This is a genomic window from Psychrobacillus sp. FSL H8-0510 (assembly GCF_038008345.1).
Lineage (GTDB): Bacteria > Bacillota > Bacilli > Bacillales_A > Planococcaceae > Psychrobacillus > Psychrobacillus psychrotolerans.
In genome coordinates this window covers 2332677-2354043 of sequence record NZ_JBBOYZ010000001.1, presented here as the reverse complement: position 1 = coordinate 2354043, position 21367 = coordinate 2332677, and the positions used below count along the sequence as shown (strand labels likewise).

26 protein-coding genes, 1 pseudogene and 1 other annotated feature are annotated in these 21367 nt (G+C 36.9%); of the genes and pseudogenes, 22 read left to right on the top strand and 5 right to left on the bottom strand.

Annotated features, from left to right (window positions below; genetic code table 11):
- Position 1: 1 nt before the first annotated feature.
- On the top strand, positions 2-367 hold the full coding sequence (locus MHI40_RS11930; RefSeq protein ID WP_340758914.1) for a DUF6262 family protein: 366 nt from the start codon (positions 2-4) through the stop codon (positions 365-367).
- A gap of 217 nt (positions 368-584) precedes the next feature.
- On the opposite strand, the gene pckA is transcribed toward MHI40_RS11930, so the two are convergent.
- The 4 genes from pckA to MHI40_RS11910 all read right to left on the bottom strand — a co-directional run bounded on the left by pckA (position 585) and on the right by MHI40_RS11910 (position 4648).
- Positions 585-2093, bottom strand: a complete 1509-nt coding sequence (gene pckA / locus MHI40_RS11925) for a phosphoenolpyruvate carboxykinase (ATP) (protein ID WP_340758913.1) — start codon at positions 2091-2093, stop codon at positions 585-587.
- Positions 2094-2127: 34 nt separating this feature from the next.
- On the bottom strand, positions 2128-3882 hold the full coding sequence (locus MHI40_RS11920) for a SulP family inorganic anion transporter (protein WP_340758912.1): 1755 nt from the start codon (positions 3880-3882) through the stop codon (positions 2128-2130).
- 105 nt (positions 3883-3987) lie between these two features.
- A complete protein-coding gene (locus tag MHI40_RS11915) occupies positions 3988-4332 on the bottom strand; it encodes an ArsR/SmtB family transcription factor (RefSeq protein WP_340758911.1) in 345 nt (114 codons plus the stop codon).
- 157 nt (positions 4333-4489) lie between these two features.
- Positions 4490-4648 carry a hypothetical protein gene (locus MHI40_RS11910; protein WP_340764609.1) on the bottom strand — a complete coding sequence of 53 codons (159 nt, stop codon included), beginning with the start codon at positions 4646-4648 and terminating at the stop codon, positions 4490-4492.
- A 166-nt stretch (positions 4649-4814) separates the two neighbouring features.
- On the opposite strand from MHI40_RS11910, the pseudogene MHI40_RS11905 reads away from it, so the two are divergent.
- From MHI40_RS11905 to pheA, 15 genes and pseudogenes are all read left to right on the top strand, one after another.
- Positions 4815-4949 (top strand): annotated as a pseudogene (locus MHI40_RS11905) (JAB domain-containing protein); the annotation flags it as partial.
- Positions 4950-5044: 95 nt separating this feature from the next.
- Complete coding sequence (locus tag MHI40_RS11900) at positions 5045-6064, top strand: rod shape-determining protein (RefSeq protein WP_093537008.1); 1020 nt, start codon at positions 5045-5047, stop codon at positions 6062-6064.
- 13 nt (positions 6065-6077) lie between these two features.
- On the top strand, positions 6078-6980 hold the full coding sequence (gene mreC / locus MHI40_RS11895) for a rod shape-determining protein MreC (protein WP_093537009.1): 903 nt from the start codon (positions 6078-6080) through the stop codon (positions 6978-6980).
- Positions 6977-7504 (top strand): rod shape-determining protein MreD, encoded by a 528-nt coding sequence (mreD, locus tag MHI40_RS11890; protein ID WP_340762817.1) that lies wholly within the window; start codon positions 6977-6979, stop codon positions 7502-7504. Before mreC ends, mreD begins: the two co-directional genes overlap by 4 nt.
- Before the next feature lie 35 nt (positions 7505-7539).
- Entirely contained in the window at positions 7540-8211 is a 672-nt protein-coding gene (gene minC / locus MHI40_RS11885) for a septum site-determining protein MinC (RefSeq protein ID WP_093537011.1), read from the top strand.
- A gap of 1 nt (position 8212) precedes the next feature.
- Positions 8213-9013 (top strand): septum site-determining protein MinD, encoded by an 801-nt coding sequence (minD, locus tag MHI40_RS11880; protein ID WP_340762815.1) that lies wholly within the window; start codon positions 8213-8215, stop codon positions 9011-9013.
- A 164-nt stretch (positions 9014-9177) separates the two neighbouring features.
- Complete coding sequence (locus MHI40_RS11875; RefSeq protein WP_340762814.1) at positions 9178-9723, top strand: hypothetical protein; 546 nt, start codon at positions 9178-9180, stop codon at positions 9721-9723.
- A 70-nt stretch (positions 9724-9793) separates the two neighbouring features.
- Complete coding sequence (locus tag MHI40_RS11870; RefSeq protein WP_340762812.1) at positions 9794-10312, top strand: metalloprotease; 519 nt, start codon at positions 9794-9796, stop codon at positions 10310-10312.
- A 51-nt stretch (positions 10313-10363) separates the two neighbouring features.
- Positions 10364-10443, top strand: a sequence feature (ribosomal protein L21 leader region).
- 12 nt (positions 10444-10455) lie between these two features.
- Positions 10456-10764, top strand: a complete 309-nt coding sequence (rplU, locus tag MHI40_RS11865; RefSeq protein WP_093060533.1) for a 50S ribosomal protein L21 — start codon at positions 10456-10458, stop codon at positions 10762-10764.
- Between the two features lies 1 nt (position 10765).
- On the top strand, positions 10766-11101 hold the full coding sequence (locus MHI40_RS11860) for a ribosomal-processing cysteine protease Prp (protein WP_093537015.1): 336 nt from the start codon (positions 10766-10768) through the stop codon (positions 11099-11101).
- Positions 11102-11113: 12 nt separating this feature from the next.
- Positions 11114-11404: a 50S ribosomal protein L27 gene (rpmA, locus tag MHI40_RS11855; protein ID WP_090564003.1), complete on the top strand. Its 291-nt coding sequence runs from the start codon at positions 11114-11116 to the stop codon at positions 11402-11404.
- Between the two features lie 139 nt (positions 11405-11543).
- Positions 11544-12077 (top strand): Spo0B domain-containing protein, encoded by a 534-nt coding sequence (locus tag MHI40_RS11850; protein ID WP_340762809.1) that lies wholly within the window; start codon positions 11544-11546, stop codon positions 12075-12077.
- Between the two features lie 5 nt (positions 12078-12082).
- Positions 12083-13372: a GTPase ObgE gene (obgE, locus tag MHI40_RS11845; protein ID WP_340762808.1), complete on the top strand. Its 1290-nt coding sequence runs from the start codon at positions 12083-12085 to the stop codon at positions 13370-13372.
- Positions 13373-13390: 18 nt separating this feature from the next.
- On the top strand, positions 13391-13846 hold the full coding sequence (locus MHI40_RS11840; RefSeq protein ID WP_093537018.1) for an ACT domain-containing protein: 456 nt from the start codon (positions 13391-13393) through the stop codon (positions 13844-13846).
- Between the two features lie 13 nt (positions 13847-13859).
- Positions 13860-14738: a prephenate dehydratase gene (pheA, locus tag MHI40_RS11835; protein WP_340762807.1), complete on the top strand. Its 879-nt coding sequence runs from the start codon at positions 13860-13862 to the stop codon at positions 14736-14738.
- A gap of 150 nt (positions 14739-14888) precedes the next feature.
- Here pheA and MHI40_RS11830 read toward each other — a convergent pair whose 3' ends face one another.
- Positions 14889-15419: a transcription repressor NadR gene (locus MHI40_RS11830; RefSeq protein WP_340762805.1), complete on the bottom strand. Its 531-nt coding sequence runs from the start codon at positions 15417-15419 to the stop codon at positions 14889-14891.
- Positions 15420-15555: 136 nt separating this feature from the next.
- Here MHI40_RS11830 and safA point away from each other — a divergent pair, with 136 nt between their 5' ends.
- The 6 genes from safA (at position 15556) to tgt (ending at position 21345) form a co-directional block, all read left to right on the top strand.
- Positions 15556-16368, top strand: a complete 813-nt coding sequence (safA, locus tag MHI40_RS11825) for a SafA/ExsA family spore coat assembly protein (protein WP_340762804.1) — start codon at positions 15556-15558, stop codon at positions 16366-16368.
- Between the two features lie 3 nt (positions 16369-16371).
- Positions 16372-17220, top strand: coding sequence for a phosphotransferase (locus MHI40_RS11820; RefSeq protein WP_340762803.1), 849 nt, complete (start codon positions 16372-16374; stop codon positions 17218-17220).
- A 272-nt stretch (positions 17221-17492) separates the two neighbouring features.
- Positions 17493-18113: a Holliday junction branch migration protein RuvA gene (gene ruvA, locus MHI40_RS11815; RefSeq protein ID WP_093537023.1), complete on the top strand. Its 621-nt coding sequence runs from the start codon at positions 17493-17495 to the stop codon at positions 18111-18113.
- 23 nt (positions 18114-18136) lie between these two features.
- Complete coding sequence (gene ruvB / locus MHI40_RS11810; protein ID WP_340762800.1) at positions 18137-19147, top strand: Holliday junction branch migration DNA helicase RuvB; 1011 nt, start codon at positions 18137-18139, stop codon at positions 19145-19147.
- A gap of 17 nt (positions 19148-19164) precedes the next feature.
- Complete coding sequence (gene queA, locus MHI40_RS11805) at positions 19165-20205, top strand: tRNA preQ1(34) S-adenosylmethionine ribosyltransferase-isomerase QueA (protein WP_340762798.1); 1041 nt, start codon at positions 19165-19167, stop codon at positions 20203-20205.
- Positions 20206-21345 carry a tRNA guanosine(34) transglycosylase Tgt gene (tgt, locus tag MHI40_RS11800; protein WP_340762797.1) on the top strand — a complete coding sequence of 380 codons (1140 nt, stop codon included), beginning with the start codon at positions 20206-20208 and terminating at the stop codon, positions 21343-21345.
- The last annotated feature ends 22 nt before the right edge of the window (positions 21346-21367 follow it).

Here is a 21367-nt window from a genome sequence, read left to right as displayed (position 1 = left end):
GATGACTAGAAAGAGTAACACAACTGCCATAATTCAACTATCCAAAGAAAAGTCGGAGAAGACAAGAATTAGGGTTGAAAAGACAATTTCAGAGATGGCACTGAAAAAAGAGAAGATTAATTTTAATTCCGTTGCACAAAAAGCAAGTGTTTCAAAGTCATGGCTGTACAAACAAAAAGACATTAGAACTAGAATAGAGACATTAAGAGGGATGCAAATAAGTGAATTAGTTCCCCGTAAACAGAGTAAAAACCTTCGTTCAGAAGATAGTTTAATTAAGACATTAAAAATCCGAATAAAGGCACTAGAAGAAGAAAACAAACAATTAAGGGATCAAGTTCAAAAATTACATGGCAAGTTGTTTTAGAGGTCTTGTTGAATAAGATAAAATAGTACATTGCAAATTAAAACAAGAAAAGCACTCTGTTAAATATGGAGCAAGGCATTCCCGAAGATCTTCTATGGTTAGACTACAGCTAATGTTACTGGATAGATAACATTCCCTTGGGGAAAAATCAAAATATACAAAAGTAAGTGGAGAAAAACGACTCGTTTTTCTCCACTTACCCTTTATTTTATGATTTTTATAAAAACTTCTCGAAATTTTCCCGAAATAGATTTGTTAATTTTGTTGCTTGGATATCATAAGCCTCTTTATCTTTCCATGTATTGCGGGGGTTAAGAATTTCAGATGGTACATTAGGACAACTTTTAGGTATGTTAAGACCAAAACTCCGTTCCATTTCAAATTCTGTATGTGCTAATTGACCTTCAATAGCTGCTGTAACCATCGCTCGAGTATGGGAAAGGGAAATACGTTCGCCTATTCCATAAGGGCCTCCTGACCAACCTGTATTAATTAAATAAACATCCACGTCATGTTTCCGAATTTTCTCTCGAAGCATTTCAGCATAAACTCTAGGTGATAATGGCAAGAATGGTGCACCAAAACAGGTTGAAAATGTTGCTTCTGGTTCTGTTATGCCCCTTTCAGTTCCAGCTAATTTACTGGTATAACCTGAAAGAAAATAATACATGGCATGTTCTTTTGATAATTTAGAAATGGGTGGTAAAACACCGAACGCATCTGCTGTTAAAAAGAAAATAACATTTGGATGTCCTGCCGTACTCGGATTAAGAGCATGCGGAATGTTATGGATCGGATAAGCTGCTCGTGTGTTTTCTGTTAAACTACAATCATTATAATCTGCCAAATGTGTATGAGGATCGATTATGACATTTTCTAAAACAGATCCATAAGTAATCGCGCGAAATATTTCTGGTTCTTTTTCCTCTGATAAGTTGATGCATTTTGCGTAACAACCACCTTCAATATTAAATACACCTTTGTCTGACCAACCATGTTCATCATCACCAATTAACATACGATTAGCATCTGCTGAGAGAGTGGTCTTTCCCGTACCTGATAAACCAAAAAATAAAGCAACATCTTCATTTAATCCTTTATTTGCAGAACAATGCATAGAAAGAACATCATTAATTGGTAAAAGATAATTCATTATAGTAAAAATCGATTTTTTAATCTCTCCTGCGTACTGTGTTCCTCCAATCAATACGATTTTTTTATCGAAATTAATCACAATAAAAGTTTCGGAATTTGTTCCATGAATGGAAGGTGTAGCTTCAAAATTAGGAACGCAGATTACAGTGAAATCTTCTTTGTGTACAGCTAACTCTTCTTTTGTTGGACGAATAAATAATTGATGAGCAAATAAATTATGCCAAGCATACTCGTTAATGATTCGAATAGGTAGACGATATGCTTGATCGGCTCCAGCGAACCCATCAAATACAAATAGTTCTTTTTCTTCTAGATAATTAGAAACATCCTTTAAAAGAAGATCAAAATTTGCTGACGTCATTTGTTGATTTGTTTTCCAATCAATTGCAAGTTCAGAGGCAAGTTCTTTAACAATAAATTTATCTTTAGGTGAACGGCCTGTATATTTACCTGTTTTCGCTACTATCGCGCCACCAGAAGAAAGTTGAACCTCTTTACGCTTGATAGCGATTTTTATTAGTTGACTAGGTGTTATATTAAAATGTAATTTGAGTGCGTTGTTTAGTCCCATTTTATATCCATCCTTTTTAGTTATCTTTTATTTTTTATATTTCTAGTAATTTAGACTCCTTTTTATCGAGATTTCCTGTATGTGAAAGTTGATTGCATTCATGAAAAGCGAAATGCTTACATCCTAAACATTTATTATGGTTAATTTCTGAGATGGAATAGTCAATGGCTTCGCCTGTACGACTAAATATATACTTTTCACCAATTTCATCATAAAGACCAGACTTTTTCAATGACTTTTTCAAATCATCAACTATACCTGAAAGCACAAGAATTCCACCTTGTTTTTTATAATAATTGACAATATTCTTCAAATTCGCTTCACCTGTCGAATCGATGAACGGTACTTTCCCCATACGTAAAATCAAGACAGTAGGTTCATAATGAATTGTATCCATTATGCGTTGTTCAAACACTTGTGCAGCACCAAAAAAAAGTGGCCCTTCAATTGTATAAATGCTAATTTGTGGGCAGTTATGAGCTTCGTTAACTACATGGGATTGAACAATTTCATTCTTATGAGTGTGGTCTGGTAACACTTTGGAAACAACCAACATATTACTCATGCGTTTTGCGAATAAAACGACAGCTAAGATGAGACCAACCATAACTGCTATCGTAATACTGGTGAAGACAGTTAAAAGAAATGTAACCAATAAAATAAGAGAATCGCCACTTTTCATTTTCAACACATGAAGAAACTGTTTTCTTTCACTCATATTCCAAGCCACTATCATTAAAACAGGCGCCATACTAGCTAACGGAATAAGTGAAGCATAGGGTGCTAATATTAAGAGGGTTAATAAAACAAAAATCCCATGAATAATCCCTGACATAGGAGAAGTAGCACCAGATTTAATATTTGTCGCTGTTCGTGCAATTGCACCTGTAGCTGGAATTCCTCCAAATAAAGGAGTAATGATATTTGCAATTCCTTGGCCCATTAATTCACGATTACTATTGTGTTTACTATTCGTCATCCCATCTGCTACTACAGCGGATAAGAGAGATTCAATTCCTCCCAATATAGCAATTACAAATGCAGGTACTATTAAACGCTGTATTCTTTCCCATGTTATATCGGGAAAGCGAAAATGAGGGAGTTGGCTTGGAATTTCTCCAAAGGTGGAGCCTATAGTTGAAATATTGCCTGAAAAGAATACTGTTGCTATTATTGTTGTTACGATTAAACCAATTAGTGATCCAGGAACTTTCGGCAATAATTTCGGTGTGAGTAAAATGACGAAAAGACACAATATGGCAATTCCTATACTATAAAAATTCATTGTATCAATATGAAAGATAATTTCCTTCATGTTGTCAATGAACTTCTCATGTTTTTCAAGCCCTGTCAGTCCAAAGAAATTTTCAATTTGCCCTGTGAAAATAATAATGGCAATCCCTGAAGTAAAACCAATTGTGACAGGACGAGGGATGAATTTAATCAAAGAACCTATTTTAAAAATCGCCATTAAACACAAGATAATACCGGCTAAAAAACCAGCAAGTAATAAATCTGTATATCCATAAGCTATGACAATCCCAAAAAGAATAGGTACGAAAGCACCAGTAGGTCCTCCAATTTGATATTTCGATCCACCAAATAAAGAAATTAAGATACCAGCAATACATGCTGTGTAAATCCCGTATTCTGGTTTCACACCTGATGCAATAGCAAATGCCATAGCTAATGGTATAGCAATTACCCCTACAATAACGCCTGAAAGAAGATCTTTTTGGAAATGCCGTATTGAATAGTCATCAAATCTTCCTGTAAAAAAGCTTTTCATTATACCCCTTCTTTTTCTATGAATGATTAAAATAGTAAATTGATTGTATATTATTGATTGTTTAGGGAGTTATATCTATTTAAATTTCCATTGATTACTCCGATTCTATGATTTAGAAAGTGTATCTTCTTCATCTAATTCTTCTAACATAGAAAGGGTATCAATTAAATGATTATTGAAGATTTCTCGTGTAACTATTAAAAGTTTTATAATGGATGGGTCGCGAAGTGAATAAACAACTCGTTTACCATTTTTGATACCAACTACAATATTTTTAGAGCGTAATACACTTAGTTGTTGGGAAACTGCGGAACCTTCACTATTAAGAGTGCTTTGAATTTCTGTAACGCTCTTTTCTCCTTCTGACAGTAATTCAAGAATCCGTATTCTTAGTGGATGTGCCAAGGCTTTAAAAAAATCAGCTTTAAATTGTTGTATATCTGTCCACAATCAATTTTCCTCCTTTGACAAATTCGATTATACATATTCAAATGTTTGAATATGTATAATCGAATTATACCTCCAGTTCTTTTGATTTACAAATCATTTTAAGTTAAAAATACAGAAATGTAGTTTTCTATCGTTAATACCTAAATTAATTAGTTAATCAACAATTCCTAGTGCGAAGTATCTTTACAGCGAACGACCAGACTTCGTTTATCCATCCAGTTGGTACAAGTTCCTGTTCTAATAAAGGCAAAACGACATGATCCCCACCGAAAACTAAATTTACAGGGGTAAACGAAATAAAAAGGCGACCACTCATTTGAAGTGCCCCCATAAAGTTAAACAGTTTTTCTTATCTTTTTTGACTAATTCTTTCATAAAAAAGGTAATTTTATAATTTAGTTATGCTAACTCTGAAGACATGTAGTCAAAGCCAAGAGATTGCTTTCATAATATTTCTCCCACTTTACTATTGATATTTGACAGCACCGTCCACAGAAGATATTGATGTGACGAAAAGACTATTTGAGGCAGGCCAACTTATGGGCATTGAACTCCTGGATCATGTGATCATTGGTGATCACCAGTTTATAAGCTTAAAAGAAAAAGGGTATATGTGACACTGTGCAATTTCCGTTCTATCAGTTATAATGAGAGTTATGACTTTATGACAACGAAGTAAAACTTGTTTGAGATAGAAAGGGAGTAAATAATAGTGTTTGGATTTGGATCAAGAGATTTGGGAATAGATTTAGGGACAGCGAATACGCTAGTTTTCATCAAAGGAAAAGGTATTGTACTTAGAGAGCCATCGGTTGTAGCGAAAAATGTACAAAATGGAGCTATTGTGGCAGTAGGAAACGATGCAAAAAATATGATCGGTCGTACGCCTGGTTCAATCGTTGCAATTCGTCCTATGAAGGATGGAGTTATCGCGGATTTTGATACAACTTCTGCAATGATAGAGTATTATTTGAAAAATGCGATGAAAGCTTCTGGAATGTCATGGAGCAAACCAAATGTCATGATTTGTGTCCCATTTGGTATTACTTCTGTAGAGCAACGTGCTGTAATTGATGCTGCGAAGCAGGCTGGTGCACGAGAAGCTTTAACAATAGAAGAGCCTTTTGCAGCTGCAATTGGAGCAAATTTACCTGTGTGGGAACCTACTGGTAGTATGGTCGTTGATATAGGTGGGGGTACGACAGAGGTTGCCGTTATATCACTTGGTGGAATTGTAACAAGTGAATCAGTGCGCGTTGCTGGAGATTCTATGGATCATGCCATTACTGCATATATCCGTAAAACGTATAACTTAACGATTGGTGAACGTACGGCAGAAGCAATTAAAATTGAAATTGGCTCTGCAAGAGTATCCGATGAAGAAGAAAAAATGGATATTCGCGGACGTGATTTAGTAACTGGACTGCCAAAAACGATTGAAATTACTTCTAAAGAAATTTCAAATGCATTACGTGAGTCGATTTCCGCTATTATTGATGGTGTGAAGAAGACATTAGAACAAACTCCACCTGAATTATCTGCAGACGTAATGGAGCGCGGAATCATGTTAACTGGCGGTGGAGCATTATTGAAAAATCTAGACAAAGTTATTAGCGATCAAACGAATATACCTGTATTTATTGCAGAAAATCCACTGGATTGTGTTGCAATTGGTACTGGGAAAGCGTTAGATCATATGAATGTACTGAAACGCCAACAAACAAAACACTAAGGAGAAGTGTGATATGCCACAATTTTTTTCGAATAAGCGATTAATATTGCTGCTTGTAGGGATGATTTTTCTTGTGGCGCTCATCAGCTTTTCTTTGCGAGATCGAAATCATGCATCCTTACCTGAACAGGTTATTAAAGATGTGGTCGGGTTTGGACAATCTATATTTTCCAAACCGACCCAATATATAACGGGTGTATTTGATAATGTAGAATCCTTACTTAATACATATGATGAAAATAAACGACTAAAAGTAAGATTAGAAGATTATGTAGCACTTCAAGCTTCTGTAAATGATCTACGTCTTGAAAATGATGAGCTACGCAAAATTGTTGATAAGGAAGAGGATCTTCGCGCGTATAATCCTATCCAAGCAACCGTTATTGCTAGAAATCCCGACCAATGGGAAGAAAAAATTATTATTGATAAAGGGGAGATTCACGGGATAGAGGTAAATATGGCTGTGATGACTGCTCAAGGGTTAATTGGAAAAGTAACCTTGACCACACCTTATACATCTACTGTGGAACTTTTGTCTACTCAAAATCCAAATTATCGAGTTTCGGCTGTAATTGCTGAAGGGAAAGAAGTTTTTGGATTAATTGAAGGATATGATGAAAAACGTAAAGAACTAATACTAAAAAGAATTGATTCTGAGTATGAAGTGAAAAAAGGTCAAAAAGTAACAACTTCTGGTTTAGGCGGAATTTTCCCGAAAGGTATATTAATCGGTGAAGTTACGGAAGTCACAACGGATGATTACGGCTTAACTAAGTTGGCGTATGTTAAACCTGCTGCAAGTTTCTCTATTTTAGATCACGTAATTGTTTCTAAGCGCACCATTACTAATGTAGATGGTACAGACGGAGGAAATACGGATGCTGATCTTACAGAAGGTGCAGGGGACGGCTCATGACTCGTATTCTAGTGATTGCCATTTCGGTTCTATTATTCTATTTAGAACCGATTTTTGGTCTTTTTTCGCCAATTGAATTAAATAGTGATTTTTATGTACTAGTACCACGTTTTCTCATTATATATCTGATTTTTGTAGCCGTTTATTATGACAGAAAACGAGCGATGCTTTATGGTTTGTTTTTTGGGCTCTTGTATGATGTCTTTTTCATTGATATTATTGGATTATATTCTTTTATTTATCCTCTCATGTGTTTAGTCGCAAGCTTTACAGTTAAATACATTCACCAACATCTGTTGGTTTCTACTATTCTTACCTTGCTTCTAGTAGCAGGGGTAGAGTTGTTATTATTCTTATTTTATACGTCCATCGGTATTAAAACGATGACATTTACTTATTTTTATCAACATAATCTCATTCCTACAATGATTGCAAATGCTGTATTTTTATTGATGTTCGGATGGGCATTTAAATATATTCTTCTAAATCGGTTTAATCAAAAAGCTTTATTGCTTCAAAAATAGCTTGTTGATTTAACAGTAAATCTGAGGTGACTTGATTGACAAAGAAGCAGTTAATATTTATCAAAGGAACGAAAGAGGGCCTTGTATTACGCCTAGACGATCAGTGTTCATATACAGAGCTTTTAGATGAATTAGCGAAGAAGGTTTCTGATGAAGGTTTTGAAGGTCAAGCGGAGGTATTATTACATTTAGGTTATCGTTACTGTAACGATGAGCAGACGAAAGAGATTATTTCTTGCGTTCAGCAAACAGAACATCTGCGTGTGACTAAAATTCAAAGTGAAGTTATGACGGTGGAAGATTGTAATAGAAGATTACTAGAAAACCAGTCAGAGACTTATGTAGGTATTGTTCGGTCAGGACAAGTTATTACTGCTTTGGGAGATTTAGTAGTTGTTGGCGATGTGAATCCCAATGGTAGAGTAGTTGCAGGTGGGAATATTTTTGTCCTTGGAAGACTTAAAGGTATTGCTCATGCAGGTTCATCTGGAAACAAGGATGCAGTTATAGCGGCATCTTGGCTAGAGGCAACGCATTTAATCATCGATAGTGTGGTTGAAACGATGACAGATGAGTTGACCGTTCTTTCTGAGCAACCTGAAATGGAATGTGCTTATTTACATACAAATGGTTCTATCGCAATTGATCGTTTACAAGATCTTCGTCTGTTAAGACCAAATTTATCAACATTTAAAGGAGGAAGCTAATGTGGGAGAAGCAATCGTTATAACTTCAGGTAAAGGTGGGGTCGGTAAAACGACTACAACAGCTAACCTTGGAACTGCATTGGCCCTGCAAGGGAAAAAAGTTTGTTTAATGGATACGGATATTGGTTTACGTAACTTGGATGTAGTGCTAGGTCTGGAAAATAGAATTATCTACGATTTAGTAGATGTTATCGAAGGACGTTGTAAAATACATCAAGCGCTTGTGAAAGATAAACGCTTCGAGGATAGACTGTATTTACTTCCTGCAGCTCAAACTGTAGACAAAAATGCTGTTAATCCTGAACAAATGAAAGAACTTGTTTTAGAGTTAAAACGCGAATATGATTATGTCTTAATTGATTGCCCTGCTGGAATTGAACAAGGCTATAAAAATGCCATTGCAGGTGCAGATAAAGCAATCGTAGTCACTACACCGGAAATTTCCGCTGTACGAGATGCGGATCGTATTATTGGCTTATTAGAGCAAGAAGGCACAATAGATCCTCCTAAGTTAATCATCAACCGAATTCGTCAGCATCTGATGAACCAAGGTGATGCACTGGATATAAATGAGATTACCACTCACTTATCTATTGATCTGTTGGGAATTATCGCGGATGATGAAAGTGTTATAACTTCATCTAATAAAGGTGAACCGGTTGTTATGAATCCTTCTAACAGAGCGGCCCTTGGATACCGTAACATTGCGAGACGTATTTTAGGAGAATCGGTACCATTAATGTCCATGGACCTTCCTAAAGTTGGCGTTTTTTCTAAAATCAAATCTATTTTTTCTAAATAAGAATGAAGACCGACTGCCCAGATTTGAGGTAGTCGGTTTATTTTTATTTCACTTAAAAAAGGCTTAATAGGTTCCGTGATAGCAAGCTATACTCCTTACAACAATTCAAAAACTAATTCATTAAATAACCTCACCCTTCATATATTCTTCTTAGGGGGAATGTTATGCTTTCAAAAAGAAAATGGGTTCTTTCATTTCTATTTGTACTTTCATTTATTTTATTAGCAAAGTTAGAGGGTAATAGTACTCTCTCAACCAATTATGCCAGTCTACTATTAGAACCACAAAAACCAACAGAAATTTATGAGGATGTAGTTGCTTGGATTACTCGAACAGATGACTTAATCAGTGTAAGTGCGCCTGTATCTAGTCCTCCTTTAATCGAATATAAATCGATTCAGCCTTTAGAAGATGGTGCAATTTTGTCCATTAATAAATCCCAAGACCTGTATGCATCTGAAGATGGTCTTATTATTTATACTGGTCATCGAAAGAAAACTGGTAAAACGTTATCTATTTTATATGATACGGGAGAAACTGCTACATACGGTTTTGTAGATGATTTTCATCAATTGCCATATACGACTGTAAACGCGGGAGATATATTTGCCTCTGTTGAAAATGACATGCTATATGTCCAGGTGGAAAAAGATGGAGAGATGTTAGATACCGAAGAGCTCATTGAGTGGCTTGCCGTCTTCTATGAATAAACGACTGTTTCGTGTACACCCCATAATGATTCCTTTTTTTCTATTCTTTTATTTATCAGGAGAAATAGCTATGTATGCACTTGTGTTTGGATCGCTATTGGTTCATGAGTTAGGTCATCTAATAGTTGCAATATGGATGGGTGCTAAAGTTCAATCTTGTACTATTTTGCCCTATGGTGGAGAGATAAAGATGGAACAATTCTCGAAGCAACCTAAGAGGATACAGGTGTGTATAATCTTAGGTGGACCATTATGTACGCTTCTCTTGCTCTTATTTGGCATGCTTATAGACTTTCCTCAAGCGAATATATTTATAATGATTCAATTATCAATTTTCGGCTTAAATCTATTACCAATATTCCCGTTAGACGGTGGGCGAATCATACATTCTATTTTTCCGAAGTTGTATGAGGAGCAGATCGGCTTTTCGGGATGTATTTGTGTTATTATTTTTGTGGTTAGTTTGTTTTATTTTCCTGTGGCTTTGGTTATCTCCATTATATTTTTATTTCTTACTTTTCAAAATCTTTCTTATTGGAGATTTCGTAAGTATAAGCTTGCATTTGATTGGATAACGAAAAGCGCTTGACTAAGAATAATATATGTGATAATATTTTAATGTTATGATTTGTAGCAGCACCCGTTGCTACAACCGCTCTGAAAAGGTTATAAGTATTCGAGTTTTGAATCACCTTTTGGAAGGCGAGTCTTAGTCTAAGAGGAGGTGCAAGTATGTACGCAATTATTGAAACTGGTGGTAAACAAATCAAAGTTGAACAAGGGCAAGAAATCTACATTGAAAAATTAGATGCTAATGCTGATGAAGTTGTAACTTTTGAAAAAGTTTTATTCGTAGGTGGAGAAGATGTAAAAGTTGGTGCTCCATTCGTGGAAGGTGCTACAGTTACAGCGAAAGTTGTAAAAAATGGCAAAGCTAAAAAAATTACAGTCTTCAAATACAAAGCGAAAAAGAACTATCACAAAAAACAAGGTCACAGACAGCCATACACTAAATTAGTAGTAGAATCTATTAGTTTATAAGATGATTAAAGTGATTATAACAAAAGATCAATCCGGTCATATACATTCTTTCGAGATGAAAGGCCATGCTGATTTTGCGGAACATGGAAAAGATTTAGTGTGTGCAGGAGCTTCTGCTGTATCATTTGGTGCAGTGAATGCGGTGATCGCACTTACAGGAATCACACCTATAATTACGCAAAAAGGGGACGGAGGCTATTTATACGTCGAGGTTCCAAGCATATCTAATCTAGAAAAAGCTGCTCAAATACAGCTTATTTTGGAAGCGATGATTGTCTCTTTACAAACGATTGAGCAAGATTATGCCAAGTATATAAAAATAACCTTCAAAAAGTAGGAGGTGGAACATATGTTAAAATTAAATCTTCAGTTTTTCGCATCCAAAAAGGGAGTAGGTTCGACTCGTAACGGTCGTGACTCTCAATCGAAACGTCTAGGCGCTAAACGTGCTGACGGACAATTCGTATCAGGTGGATCAATTTTATACCGTCAACGCGGGACTAAAATTCATCCAGGTGAAAACGTTGGACGTGGTGGAGATGACACACTTTTTGCGAAAGTTGACGGTGTAGTGCGCTTTGAGCGTTTCGGCCGCGACAAGAAAAAAGTAAGTGTATATCCTGTAGCTCAAGAAGCTTAATGAATAATAAAAGGACTGCATTTATGCAGTCCTTTTTGATTTCAAAAATTTCGTGTAAGTAAGCTATACTCCGGGAGCATAATAGAACTATTCCTGTTATACTAGTAGAGGATAGCAAATGTTGGGATGTGTAACTTACATGGATCATAATGAGATTACTTTAAATGAAATACTTCGTCATACAATGCATGATTATTTAAATAATATGCATCTTTTGCAAATGAACTTAGATATGGGTAAAACAGAGGAAGCTAAGGCTTTAATAAAAAAATATTCCCAAAAATGCAACCAATTTTTTGATATAAATAATATTGGTTTATATAAAACAAATGAATGGCTACAAACATTTAGTATTAAATATAATCAATTAACTTTAGATGTTCAAACATCTCTTCTAAATAGAAAAGCAAGTATGTACGATGAAGCCTTAAAAGATTATTTAAGTAGATTCGTACAAGCTATATACCCACATTTTAGAGGATATCAAGAGCAGTTCCTGAAACTTCATATCATTTCAGATGAATTTTTGGAAATACTAATAGATATTCGGGGAGATTGGTCTAATAATAAATGGCGAGATGAACTAATTGAAGATTTATTTCAGCTGGAAATATTAGAAGCAACCAACAATTCGATAACAGTAAAACTAATTGCAAGTGGAAGATTGGAGTGAAGTAAATGTTTGTAGATCACGTGAAAGTTTATGTCAAGGGTGGTGACGGCGGAGATGGTATGGTTGGATTCCGTCGTGAGAAGTATGTTCCTTTAGGAGGTCCTGCAGGTGGGGACGGAGGAAATGGTGGAGACGTTATCTTCGAAGTAGAAGAGGGTCTTCGTACATTAATGGATTTCCGCTATAAGCGCATTTTTAAAGCGACTAGAGGAGTTCATGGTGGTAGTAAGAATATGCATGGTGCCAATGCAGATGATTTAATCATTAAAGTACCACCTGGTACTGTTGTTAAAAACGAAGAAACTGGCGAAGTAATTGCTGATTTAGTAGAGCATGGTCAACAAGCTGTAATTGCAAGAGGTGGACGTGGTGGTAGAGGTAACTCTCGCTTTGCAACACCTGCAAATCCAGCTCCAGAGCTTTCTGAAAAAGGAGAGCCAGGTTTTGAGTTAAATGTAGAGTTAGAGTTGAAAGTTTTAGCAGACGTTGGTTTAGTTGGGTTCCCAAGTGTCGGGAAATCTACACTATTATCGGTTGTATCAGCAGCTAAACCTAAAATTGCTCCATACCACTTTACAACAATTGTACCGAACCTAGGAATGGTAGAAACAGAAGATCACCGCAGCTTTGCAATGGCCGATTTACCGGGCCTAATTGAAGGTGCTCATGAAGGAATAGGTCTAGGGCATCAGTTCCTACGTCATATCGAACGTACGCGTGTAATTGTACATGTAATCGATATGTCTGGAATGGAAGGTCGCGATCCTTACGAAGATTATTTGACTATTAATGATGAATTAAAACAATACAATCTTCGTTTAACAGAAAGACCACAAATTATTGTAGCCAATAAAATGGACATGCCAGACTCGGAAGATAATTTAAAAGTCTTTAAAGAAAAAGTTGGAGCAGATATGAAAGTATTCCCTGTTTCTGCTATTTCTCGTCAAGGATTACAAGAATTATTATTTGCAGTAGCAGACATGTTAGAGGTTGCACCAGAATTCCCATTAGAAGAATTGGTGGAAGAAGAAACAGAAACGTCTGTAATGTACAAATATCAAGCCAAAGAAGACGACTTTACTGTTACTAGAGATGATGATGGAGCGTTTGTACTTGCTGGCGGATCAGTGGAAAGATTATTTAAAATGACTGATTTCAGTAGAGAAGACTCTATTCGTAGATTCTCTAGACAACTTCGTGGGATGGGTATTGATGATGCACTACGTCAGCGCGGAGCTAAAGATGGCGACATAGTACGATTACTAAGATTTGAGTTTGAATTTATCGAATAGAGGAAAGTAGGGAACCGCATGAAAGATGTAACAAGCCAGAGATTTTTTTTAGTACGGGAGGATGTGCTAACAGAGGCAATGCAAAAAACCTTGGATGCAAAACATCTCCTTCAATCTGGAAAGGCATCTTCGATTTGGGATGCCGTAAAAGAAGTAGATTTATCTCGCAGTGCTTTTTATAAATATCGTGATGCGGTTTTTCCATTCCATTCGATTGTTCAAGAACGGATTTTAACGGTCTTTCTTCAATTAGAAGATAGAGAAGGTACACTTGCTAGGTTATTGCAATTGGTGGCTAATTACGCATGTAATGTGTTGACCATCCATCAAACAATACCGATTCAAGGAAGAGCAAGTGTAACATTATCACTTGATGTAACAGCGATGAACAAGGAATTAGAAGACTTTTTGAATGAAATGAAACGACTTGATTTTGTAGAATCTGCAGAAGTGATTAGCTCTGGTGCTCTATAAGGAGGTTTTTCTAATGACAACCAAACAAATTGCTTTTTTAGGACCAGAAGCTTCTTTTACACATTTAGCAACTAAATCATTATTTCAAGAGGATGTATTAGTACCGATACGGACTATACCCGAGTGTATTGAAGCAGTTGCAAATGGAGAAGTGGATATAGCGGTCGTTCCACTAGAAAATGCACTAGAGGGAACAGTTCCGTTAACGATCGACTATTTGTTCCATGAAGCAGAGCTGTTCGTGACTGCTGAGCTAATATCTCCGATTGAGCAACATTTAATGGTTCACCCAAGTAATGTGGAACGATGGGAAGAAATGATAACTGTGTACTCCCATCCACATGCTTTAGCACAATGTCATAAATATTTGTATTATCGATTTGGGAAAGTTCCATTAGAACAATCTTCATCAACTGCAGCAGCAGCTAAATACGTTTCGGAAAACGAAGATTTATGTATTGCTGCGATTGGAAATACTTCAGCTGCAACGGAATATGGATTAAAGATTGTGGAACACAATATACATGATTTTCATTTTAATCACACTAGATTTTTTGTGATTTCTAAAAAGAATGATTGTATTGTCCGAGATGGTCATACCGATCAAGTGAAAACTACTGTTATGATTACATTACCTAAAGATGATCGCTCTGGTGCATTGCATCAAGTGTTATCGGTCTTTGCATGGAGACAACTCAATTTAAGTAAAATTGAGTCACGACCATTAAAAACAGGTTTAGGGCAATATTTCTTTATCATAGATGTGCTTGAGAATGAAAAGAAGCCAATGATGATTGGTGCTATAGAAGAGTTAAAGTCACTAGGCTGTGGTGTAAAATCATTAGGCTCGTATTATACATACGAAACAAAAAACGAAGCGATCCGTTCATAAATGGATTCGCTTCGTTTTTTTGATGTCTACTGTTTAAAAGTGTAGAAACACCCGAATGTTTCAAAGGATCACCTGAATGAGCTCCGGAATCACCAGAAAGTAATGATAAATCACCGGAATGTCATCATTTCCCCAACCCCATATTTGAAATTATCCTTCTAATAAATAACCTTTTTCCCTAATTGCATGAATACCTCTATTTAAAATTTCTTCGGTTGGAGCGGATAACAAATGCAAATGAATTCCCGCAGTGAGCTCCAGTAAAAACGGAGCGTCTGTATCTCGCACTTTCTTCAAAAACATTTCAACGTCGTGACGATTGGAAACCATAATGGATGACGTTATTTCTCCGTATACAGGATGTTCAATCGTAACATTCTCTACAGTGACTCCTGCATCTACTAAAGCTAAGAGCTCATCCTCGGAATGATTAGATTGATGATTGCAAGCAACTCGTTGCTGAACATAAGGGGTACTTTCTTTATCCGGAAGAGCTATATAGCCTTGACTAGTAGAGACAATAGCAGCATTCGTTGCCTTTAATAAGGTTATATCATTCACAATAACCTGTCTGCTGACATTAGCGAGCTTTGCTAACTGATTGCCAGTCACGGGTACATGTTGTTCCTTTAAATAGGAGAAAATCCAATTCCTACGTTCCTCGCCTTTTAACTTTTTCACGATTAACTCCTCCAAACTTGCATAATGACTTGGTTGCTATTCATAAGTTTATCATGAAGGGGTGGTTGTTTGTTTAAAATCTGTGACCATTTTAAGATGGTAGACATAATTTAAAGGAGAAGGAAGGAGGAAGACTGTGCAAACTCATATTGTTGTAAAAGGGGACACTCTATGGAAAATCTCCAGAAATTATGGTGTTTCTTTTGAGGAATTAAAGAAAGTAAATGCGCATTTGGCCAATCCCGAATATATAGTGCCTGGCATGAAAATATTTATACCAAACACGAAAAAAATGGAATCGACTACTCATCCGTACAGTGATAATCGACCAGTAAAGCAAGAAATGGTGAATAAAGAAATGATGAAAAAGGAGGAAGTGAAAATCCAGCAACCTATGGACAAAACGAAAATGCAACCTGCACCACCGAGAATGCCTACTCAACCTGTTGCACCTACGTATCAGATGCCGCAGCAACCCAAACAACAACCAAAGCAGCAACAAATGCCACAACCGCTTCCACAACAGCCACAGCAACCACCTGCTTATACATTCCCATTCCATATGATGCCTGTCCCAGATATTGATATGACACCGTCTCCACAAGGTTGGAGATTAATGGAGTCTACATCTATTCATATACACAACCATATTCAAAATTTTGATATAGAGATGGAAACAGCACCGCAAGCACAACCAAAAGCAGAACATACACCGCAGCCTGTCCAGCCAATACCTATTCAACCAACACCGCAGCTAACAAGCCCAATAGCACAAGAAGCTTCACCAACATTCGAACCATCACCATCATACCCGGTAATGTATCCATGCCCACCAGTACAGCCATATCCATACATGCACCACCAAGCAGAGTACGGAGGGCATCCTTGTGTACAGATATGTTACGTTCCTGTATATCCATGTCCTCCATATCCCTACCCACATTATTAAAACGTGAGTACGTATATACGGCAAATCAAGAAAAATGTATGGAAATGGAAAAATGAAAACGGCATATTCTCTGTAAAAAAATATCCGACTGTTGAGCAGGCAGAAAAAATTCGCCTAATTCATAAAGAACTAGAATACATGGAAAAACCTTTTATACTTCCTATTATAGAATCGACCCAAGAAGACTTTATTATTCAACCCTGGTATAAAGGGGATCATACGGTTTCCTATCGGTTCAAGGAAGACAGAAAAGCAGTCCATTTACTCCTAAGTCAAATTCATGAGACAAATAAAATGGTTGACTGGGAAGATAGTAATCTATTTTATTCTTTTAACCTTATTTCTAAATGGCAGAATCGGAAATGGAAGATGAACGAAATCTCCTTTTTCATCGAGTCACATATAGGTTGGGAGCAGACAAAATTTCTTTTGCTTTGTGGTGATATCGCTTTACGTAATATGAAACCATTTAATATGGAAAAGCGCACCTTGTTACACGGGGATGTTGTTCATCATAATTTTTTATCAGACAGCTCAGATTACAAAATAATTGATTTTGATCTCGCAGTGATTGGTCCAAGGGAAATGGAAAACATACTATGGATGCACCGGGTCCTCCCAGAGATAAATTATGATATTCGGTTGCTCATCCATGAATTTCCGCATCTTGAAAAAGTAGTTCGACGCTATAAAGAAGCAATGATGTATCCAAATGAACTATACCGTGAGTGGTTATATGCGTACTCATTGCCGAAAGAGCGAAAACAGAAATTTATCGAGCAGTTAATACCTTATACGAACAAAGCGTTAACAGAATGGCCCAATTTATGCTATACTTTAAGTAAACTTTAATCGTTCTTTTTAGGAGTTGGTCGCTCGAGATTTGAGCGGCCATCTTTGTTTGTGCCTTTGGAAATTATAAATTGTATGGCAGGTTGATAACTACTTACAAGTGATTCTCCATCCAGACTCCAGCGCCTAGCCCTTCGAGTCGCTTCAGAATTGTAATAAAGGCAAAGTGCGCCTTGATTACAATTCTTCCAGCGCTTTTCAGGGCTGACATAGGCGCTTACGCTTTTGATCTTATGCTATAATGGACAGTATGAATTGTGAGGGATTTAAGGATGTATGATTACATAAAAGGACAAGTAACTCGAGTTACTCCAGAATACGTAGTAGTGGAACAGCAGGGAATAGGTTACCAACTCTTTACTCCCAATCCGTTTGCCTTCAGAAAAAGTGAGGAAATGGTCCAAGTATATACGCATTTTCATGTTCGGGAAGATGCACAACAGCTAATGGGATTTCCTAGCCTAGCGCAGAGGGAATTATTTCGTAAGCTTATTTTAGTTTCGGGCATTGGACCAAAGGGTGCCTTGGCTATATTAGCTAGTGGGGAGCCAACTCATGTTATTCAAGCAATCGAGCGAGAAGATGAAACCTTCTTAGTGAAATTTCCTGGTGTAGGAAAGAAAACTGCTCGTCAAATGATATTAGATTTAAAAGGAAAACTAAACGATTTAATAGATTTTGAACAGCTAGAATACGAGGATGAAGGGCCAAACTTATTCGATAATGGAGAAGCTGCTCACGAACTAGAAGAAGCGATGCTAGCATTAACAGCATTAGGATATTCCGAAAGAGAGTTAGCTAAAATTCGCCCACTCCTTAAAGCGGAAGCGGAACTACAAACAACCGATCAATTTATGAAAAAAGCCTTACAGCTATTATTTTCAGGTAAATAAACAAAAGAAAGGAGGTTCTTGCTATGGATGAACGTGTTATTTCCAGCGAAATTTCAAATTTTGATGAACCTTTCGAGCAATCACTTCGTCCTCAGTTTCTTAAACAATATATTGGGCAAGATAAGATTAAGCATAATTTAGAAATATTTATAGAAGCAGCCAAAATGAGAAGTGAAAGTTTAGATCACTGTCTATTATATGGACCTCCTGGACTTGGTAAAACAACACTTGCTGCTGTAATTGCAAATGAAATGGATGTACAAATTCGAATGACAAGTGGACCAGCTATCGAGCGTCCGGGAGATTTAGCGGCAATTGTTAGTTCACTTGAACCTGGAGATGTATTATTTATAGATGAAATTCATCGGTTGAATCGTTCAATTGAGGAAGTCCTTTATCCTGCAATGGAAGACTTTTGCTTGGATATCGTAGTAGGAAAAGGACCAGCTGCAAGAAGTGTGCGCCTAGACTTGCCCCCATTTACATTAATAGGCGCCACTACTAGAGCCGGTGCATTATCGGCCCCATTACGCGATCGTTTTGGAGTATTACTGCGACTGGATTATTATGAGGAAGATGCATTGACCTCTATTGTGGTTCGCAGTGCAGATTTATTTAATGCTTCTATTGACCATGAGTCTGCTGGAGAAATAGCTAGAAGATCTCGAGGAACTCCGCGAATAGCGAACCGATTGTTAAAAAGAGTACGGGATTATGCACAGGTTCGTGGGAATGGCTATATTTCACTTGAAATAGCTAGAGAAGCTCTAGAGCTTTTACAAGTCGATCCTCGTGGATTAGATCATATTGACCATAAACTAATTATGTCCATGATCGAACGTTTTAGAGGTGGTCCTGTTGGATTAGATACTATTGCAGCAAGTGTTGGGGAAGAGTCAACGACAATTGAAGATGTCTATGAACCATATCTACTGCAAATTGGCTTTATCCAACGATCTCCAAGAGGAAGGATTGTTACAGCCCTTGCTTATGAACATTTTGGAATTCCATTTCCAGTAGAAAGAAAAGACTAAAAAAGGATGTCCTAATTATGAGAGTAGAAGATTTTGATTTTGAATTGCCCGAAGAATTAATTGCCCAAACACCACTTTTGGACAGAACAAGTAGCAAGCTATTGATAGCAGACTTTGTAAAACAGTCATATACACATACACATTTTAAAGACATATTAGACGAATTACAGGAAGGCGATTGCCTAGTGTTAAATGACACGAAGGTAATGCCTGCTCGTCTGATGGGGATGAAAAAAGAAACAGGTGCCAATATAGAAGTACTATTATTAACACAAATAGAAGGCGATCACTGGGAAACACTTGTGAAACCTGCTAAACGGGTAAAAGTCGGAACAGAAATCACTTTCGGTGACGGATTGTTAAAAGCGATTTGTACAGATATAAAAGATCATGGTGGCCGAATTTTCCGTTTTGAATATACAGGTGTGTTTTTTGAGGTATTAGATCAATTAGGAGAAATGCCGCTTCCCCCGTATATTCATGAAAAGTTGGAAAACAAGGATCGATATCAAACGGTCTATGCAAAAGAGCAAGGTTCTGCTGCAGCTCCAACTGCAGGCTTACATTTTACCGATGCATTATTGGATGACATTCGCTCAAAAGGTGTTAAAATAGCCTTTGTGACATTACATGTTGGTCTCGGAACTTTCCGACCAGTTAGCGTAGATTCAATCGATGATCATGAAATGCATTCGGAGTTTTACCGAATTACTCAAGAAACAGCAGATACTATTAACCAAGTAAAAGCCGCAGGTGGAAAGATTGTAGCAGTCGGAACTACCTCGACGAGAACATTGGAAACAGTAGCAACTAAATTTGATGGACAACTTCAAGCTGATAGTGGCTGGACGTCGATTTTCATTTATCCTGGTTATGACTTCAAATGTATAGATGGGATGATTACGAATTTCCACTTACCTAAATCTACTTTAGTCATGCTTGTTAGTGCACTTACTTCTAGAGAGTTTATGTTAAGTGCCTATAAAGAAGCCGTTGACTTAAAGTATCGCTTTTTCAGTTTTGGAGATGCAATGTTTATAAAAGGAAGGAATTATTAAATGACAGCAGTTACGTATGAACTCATAAAAAAAGACAAACAAACAGGTGCTAGATTAGGCGTCGTACACACACCTCACGGATCATTTGAGACTCCTGCATTTATGCCGGTGGGTACACAAGCAACAGTAAAAACAATGGCTCCAGAAGAGATTAAAGAGATGAATGCTGGAATTATTCTAAGTAACACCTATCACCTATGGCTGCGTCCAGGAAACGAAATTATTCGTGAGGCAGGCGGACTTCACAAATTTATGAACTGGGACCGTGCAATTCTTACAGATTCCGGTGGATTCCAGGTATTTAGTTTAAGTGATATGCGTAAAATTGAAGAGGAAGGTGTTCATTTCCGCAATCACCTGAACGGCGACAAATTGTTCTTGAGTCCTGAAAAATCCATGGAAATTCAAAATGATTTAGGTTCTGATATTATGATGGCTTTTGATGAATGTCCACCGTATCCTGCATCGTTTGAATACATGAAAGCATCTGTGGAGCGTACATCACGTTGGGCAGAACGTTGTTTAACTGCGCATACGAACACAGATAAGCAAGGGCTATTTGGAATTATTCAAGGTGGAGAATTTGAAGAATTACGTCGTCAATCCGCAAAAGACTTAGTTTCTCTTGATTTCCCTGGATATGCAATTGGTGGATTATCAGTTGGAGAACCAAAAGATGTGATGAACCGTGTCCTTGATTTTACGACACCGATGATGCCTGAAAATAAACCTCGTTATTTAATGGGAGTTGGTTCGCCTGACTCATTAATAGATGGAGCAATACGTGGTGTCGATATGTTTGATTGTGTACTGCCAACACGTATTGCGCGTAACGGTACATTCTTTACTCATCAAGGTCGTTTAGTTATTAAAGGTGCTAAGTTCGCTCGCGACTTTGGACCGATTGATGAAAAATGCGATTGCTACACATGTAAAAATTATTCGCGTGCTTATATTCGCCACTTATTTAAAGCCGATGAAACATTCGGATTGCGTCTAGCATCGTATCATAACCTGCATTTCCTAATGAAATTAATGGAGAATGTAAGACAGGCAATACGAGAGGATCGTCTACTAGATTTTAAAGAAGAATTTTTTGAAGAATATGGGTATAACAAACCAAATGCAAAAAACTTCTGATTCTTGTATACTAGAAGATAGA

Excerpts from the sequence above, each read along its gene's own strand:
- MHI40_RS11930 (WP_340758914.1), top strand. The coding sequence starts at position 2 with ATGACTAGAAAGAGTAACACAACTGCCATAATTCAACTATCCAAAGAA.
- pckA (WP_340758913.1), bottom strand. The coding sequence starts at position 2,093 with ATGGGACTAAACAACGCACTCAAATTACATTTTAATATAACACCTAGT.
- MHI40_RS11920 (WP_340758912.1), bottom strand. The coding sequence starts at position 3,882 with ATGAAAAGCTTTTTTACAGGAAGATTTGATGACTATTCAATACGGCAT.
- MHI40_RS11910 (WP_340764609.1), bottom strand. The coding sequence starts at position 4,648 with ATGAGTGGTCGCCTTTTTATTTCGTTTACCCCTGTAAATTTAGTTTTC.
- mreC (WP_093537009.1), top strand. The coding sequence starts at position 6,078 with ATGCCACAATTTTTTTCGAATAAGCGATTAATATTGCTGCTTGTAGGG.
- mreD (WP_340762817.1), top strand. The coding sequence starts at position 6,977 with ATGACTCGTATTCTAGTGATTGCCATTTCGGTTCTATTATTCTATTTA.
- MHI40_RS11875 (WP_340762814.1), top strand. The coding sequence starts at position 9,178 with ATGCTTTCAAAAAGAAAATGGGTTCTTTCATTTCTATTTGTACTTTCA.
- MHI40_RS11870 (WP_340762812.1), top strand. The coding sequence starts at position 9,794 with ATGTATGCACTTGTGTTTGGATCGCTATTGGTTCATGAGTTAGGTCAT.
- rplU (WP_093060533.1), top strand. The coding sequence starts at position 10,456 with ATGTACGCAATTATTGAAACTGGTGGTAAACAAATCAAAGTTGAACAA.
- MHI40_RS11860 (WP_093537015.1), top strand. The coding sequence starts at position 10,766 with ATGATTAAAGTGATTATAACAAAAGATCAATCCGGTCATATACATTCT.
- rpmA (WP_090564003.1), top strand. The coding sequence starts at position 11,114 with ATGTTAAAATTAAATCTTCAGTTTTTCGCATCCAAAAAGGGAGTAGGT.
- MHI40_RS11850 (WP_340762809.1), top strand. The coding sequence starts at position 11,544 with ATGGATCATAATGAGATTACTTTAAATGAAATACTTCGTCATACAATG.
- obgE (WP_340762808.1), top strand. The coding sequence starts at position 12,083 with ATGTTTGTAGATCACGTGAAAGTTTATGTCAAGGGTGGTGACGGCGGA.
- MHI40_RS11840 (WP_093537018.1), top strand. The coding sequence starts at position 13,391 with ATGAAAGATGTAACAAGCCAGAGATTTTTTTTAGTACGGGAGGATGTG.
- pheA (WP_340762807.1), top strand. The coding sequence starts at position 13,860 with ATGACAACCAAACAAATTGCTTTTTTAGGACCAGAAGCTTCTTTTACA.
- ruvA (WP_093537023.1), top strand. The coding sequence starts at position 17,493 with ATGTATGATTACATAAAAGGACAAGTAACTCGAGTTACTCCAGAATAC.
- ruvB (WP_340762800.1), top strand. The coding sequence starts at position 18,137 with ATGGATGAACGTGTTATTTCCAGCGAAATTTCAAATTTTGATGAACCT.
- queA (WP_340762798.1), top strand. The coding sequence starts at position 19,165 with ATGAGAGTAGAAGATTTTGATTTTGAATTGCCCGAAGAATTAATTGCC.
- tgt (WP_340762797.1), top strand. The coding sequence starts at position 20,206 with ATGACAGCAGTTACGTATGAACTCATAAAAAAAGACAAACAAACAGGT.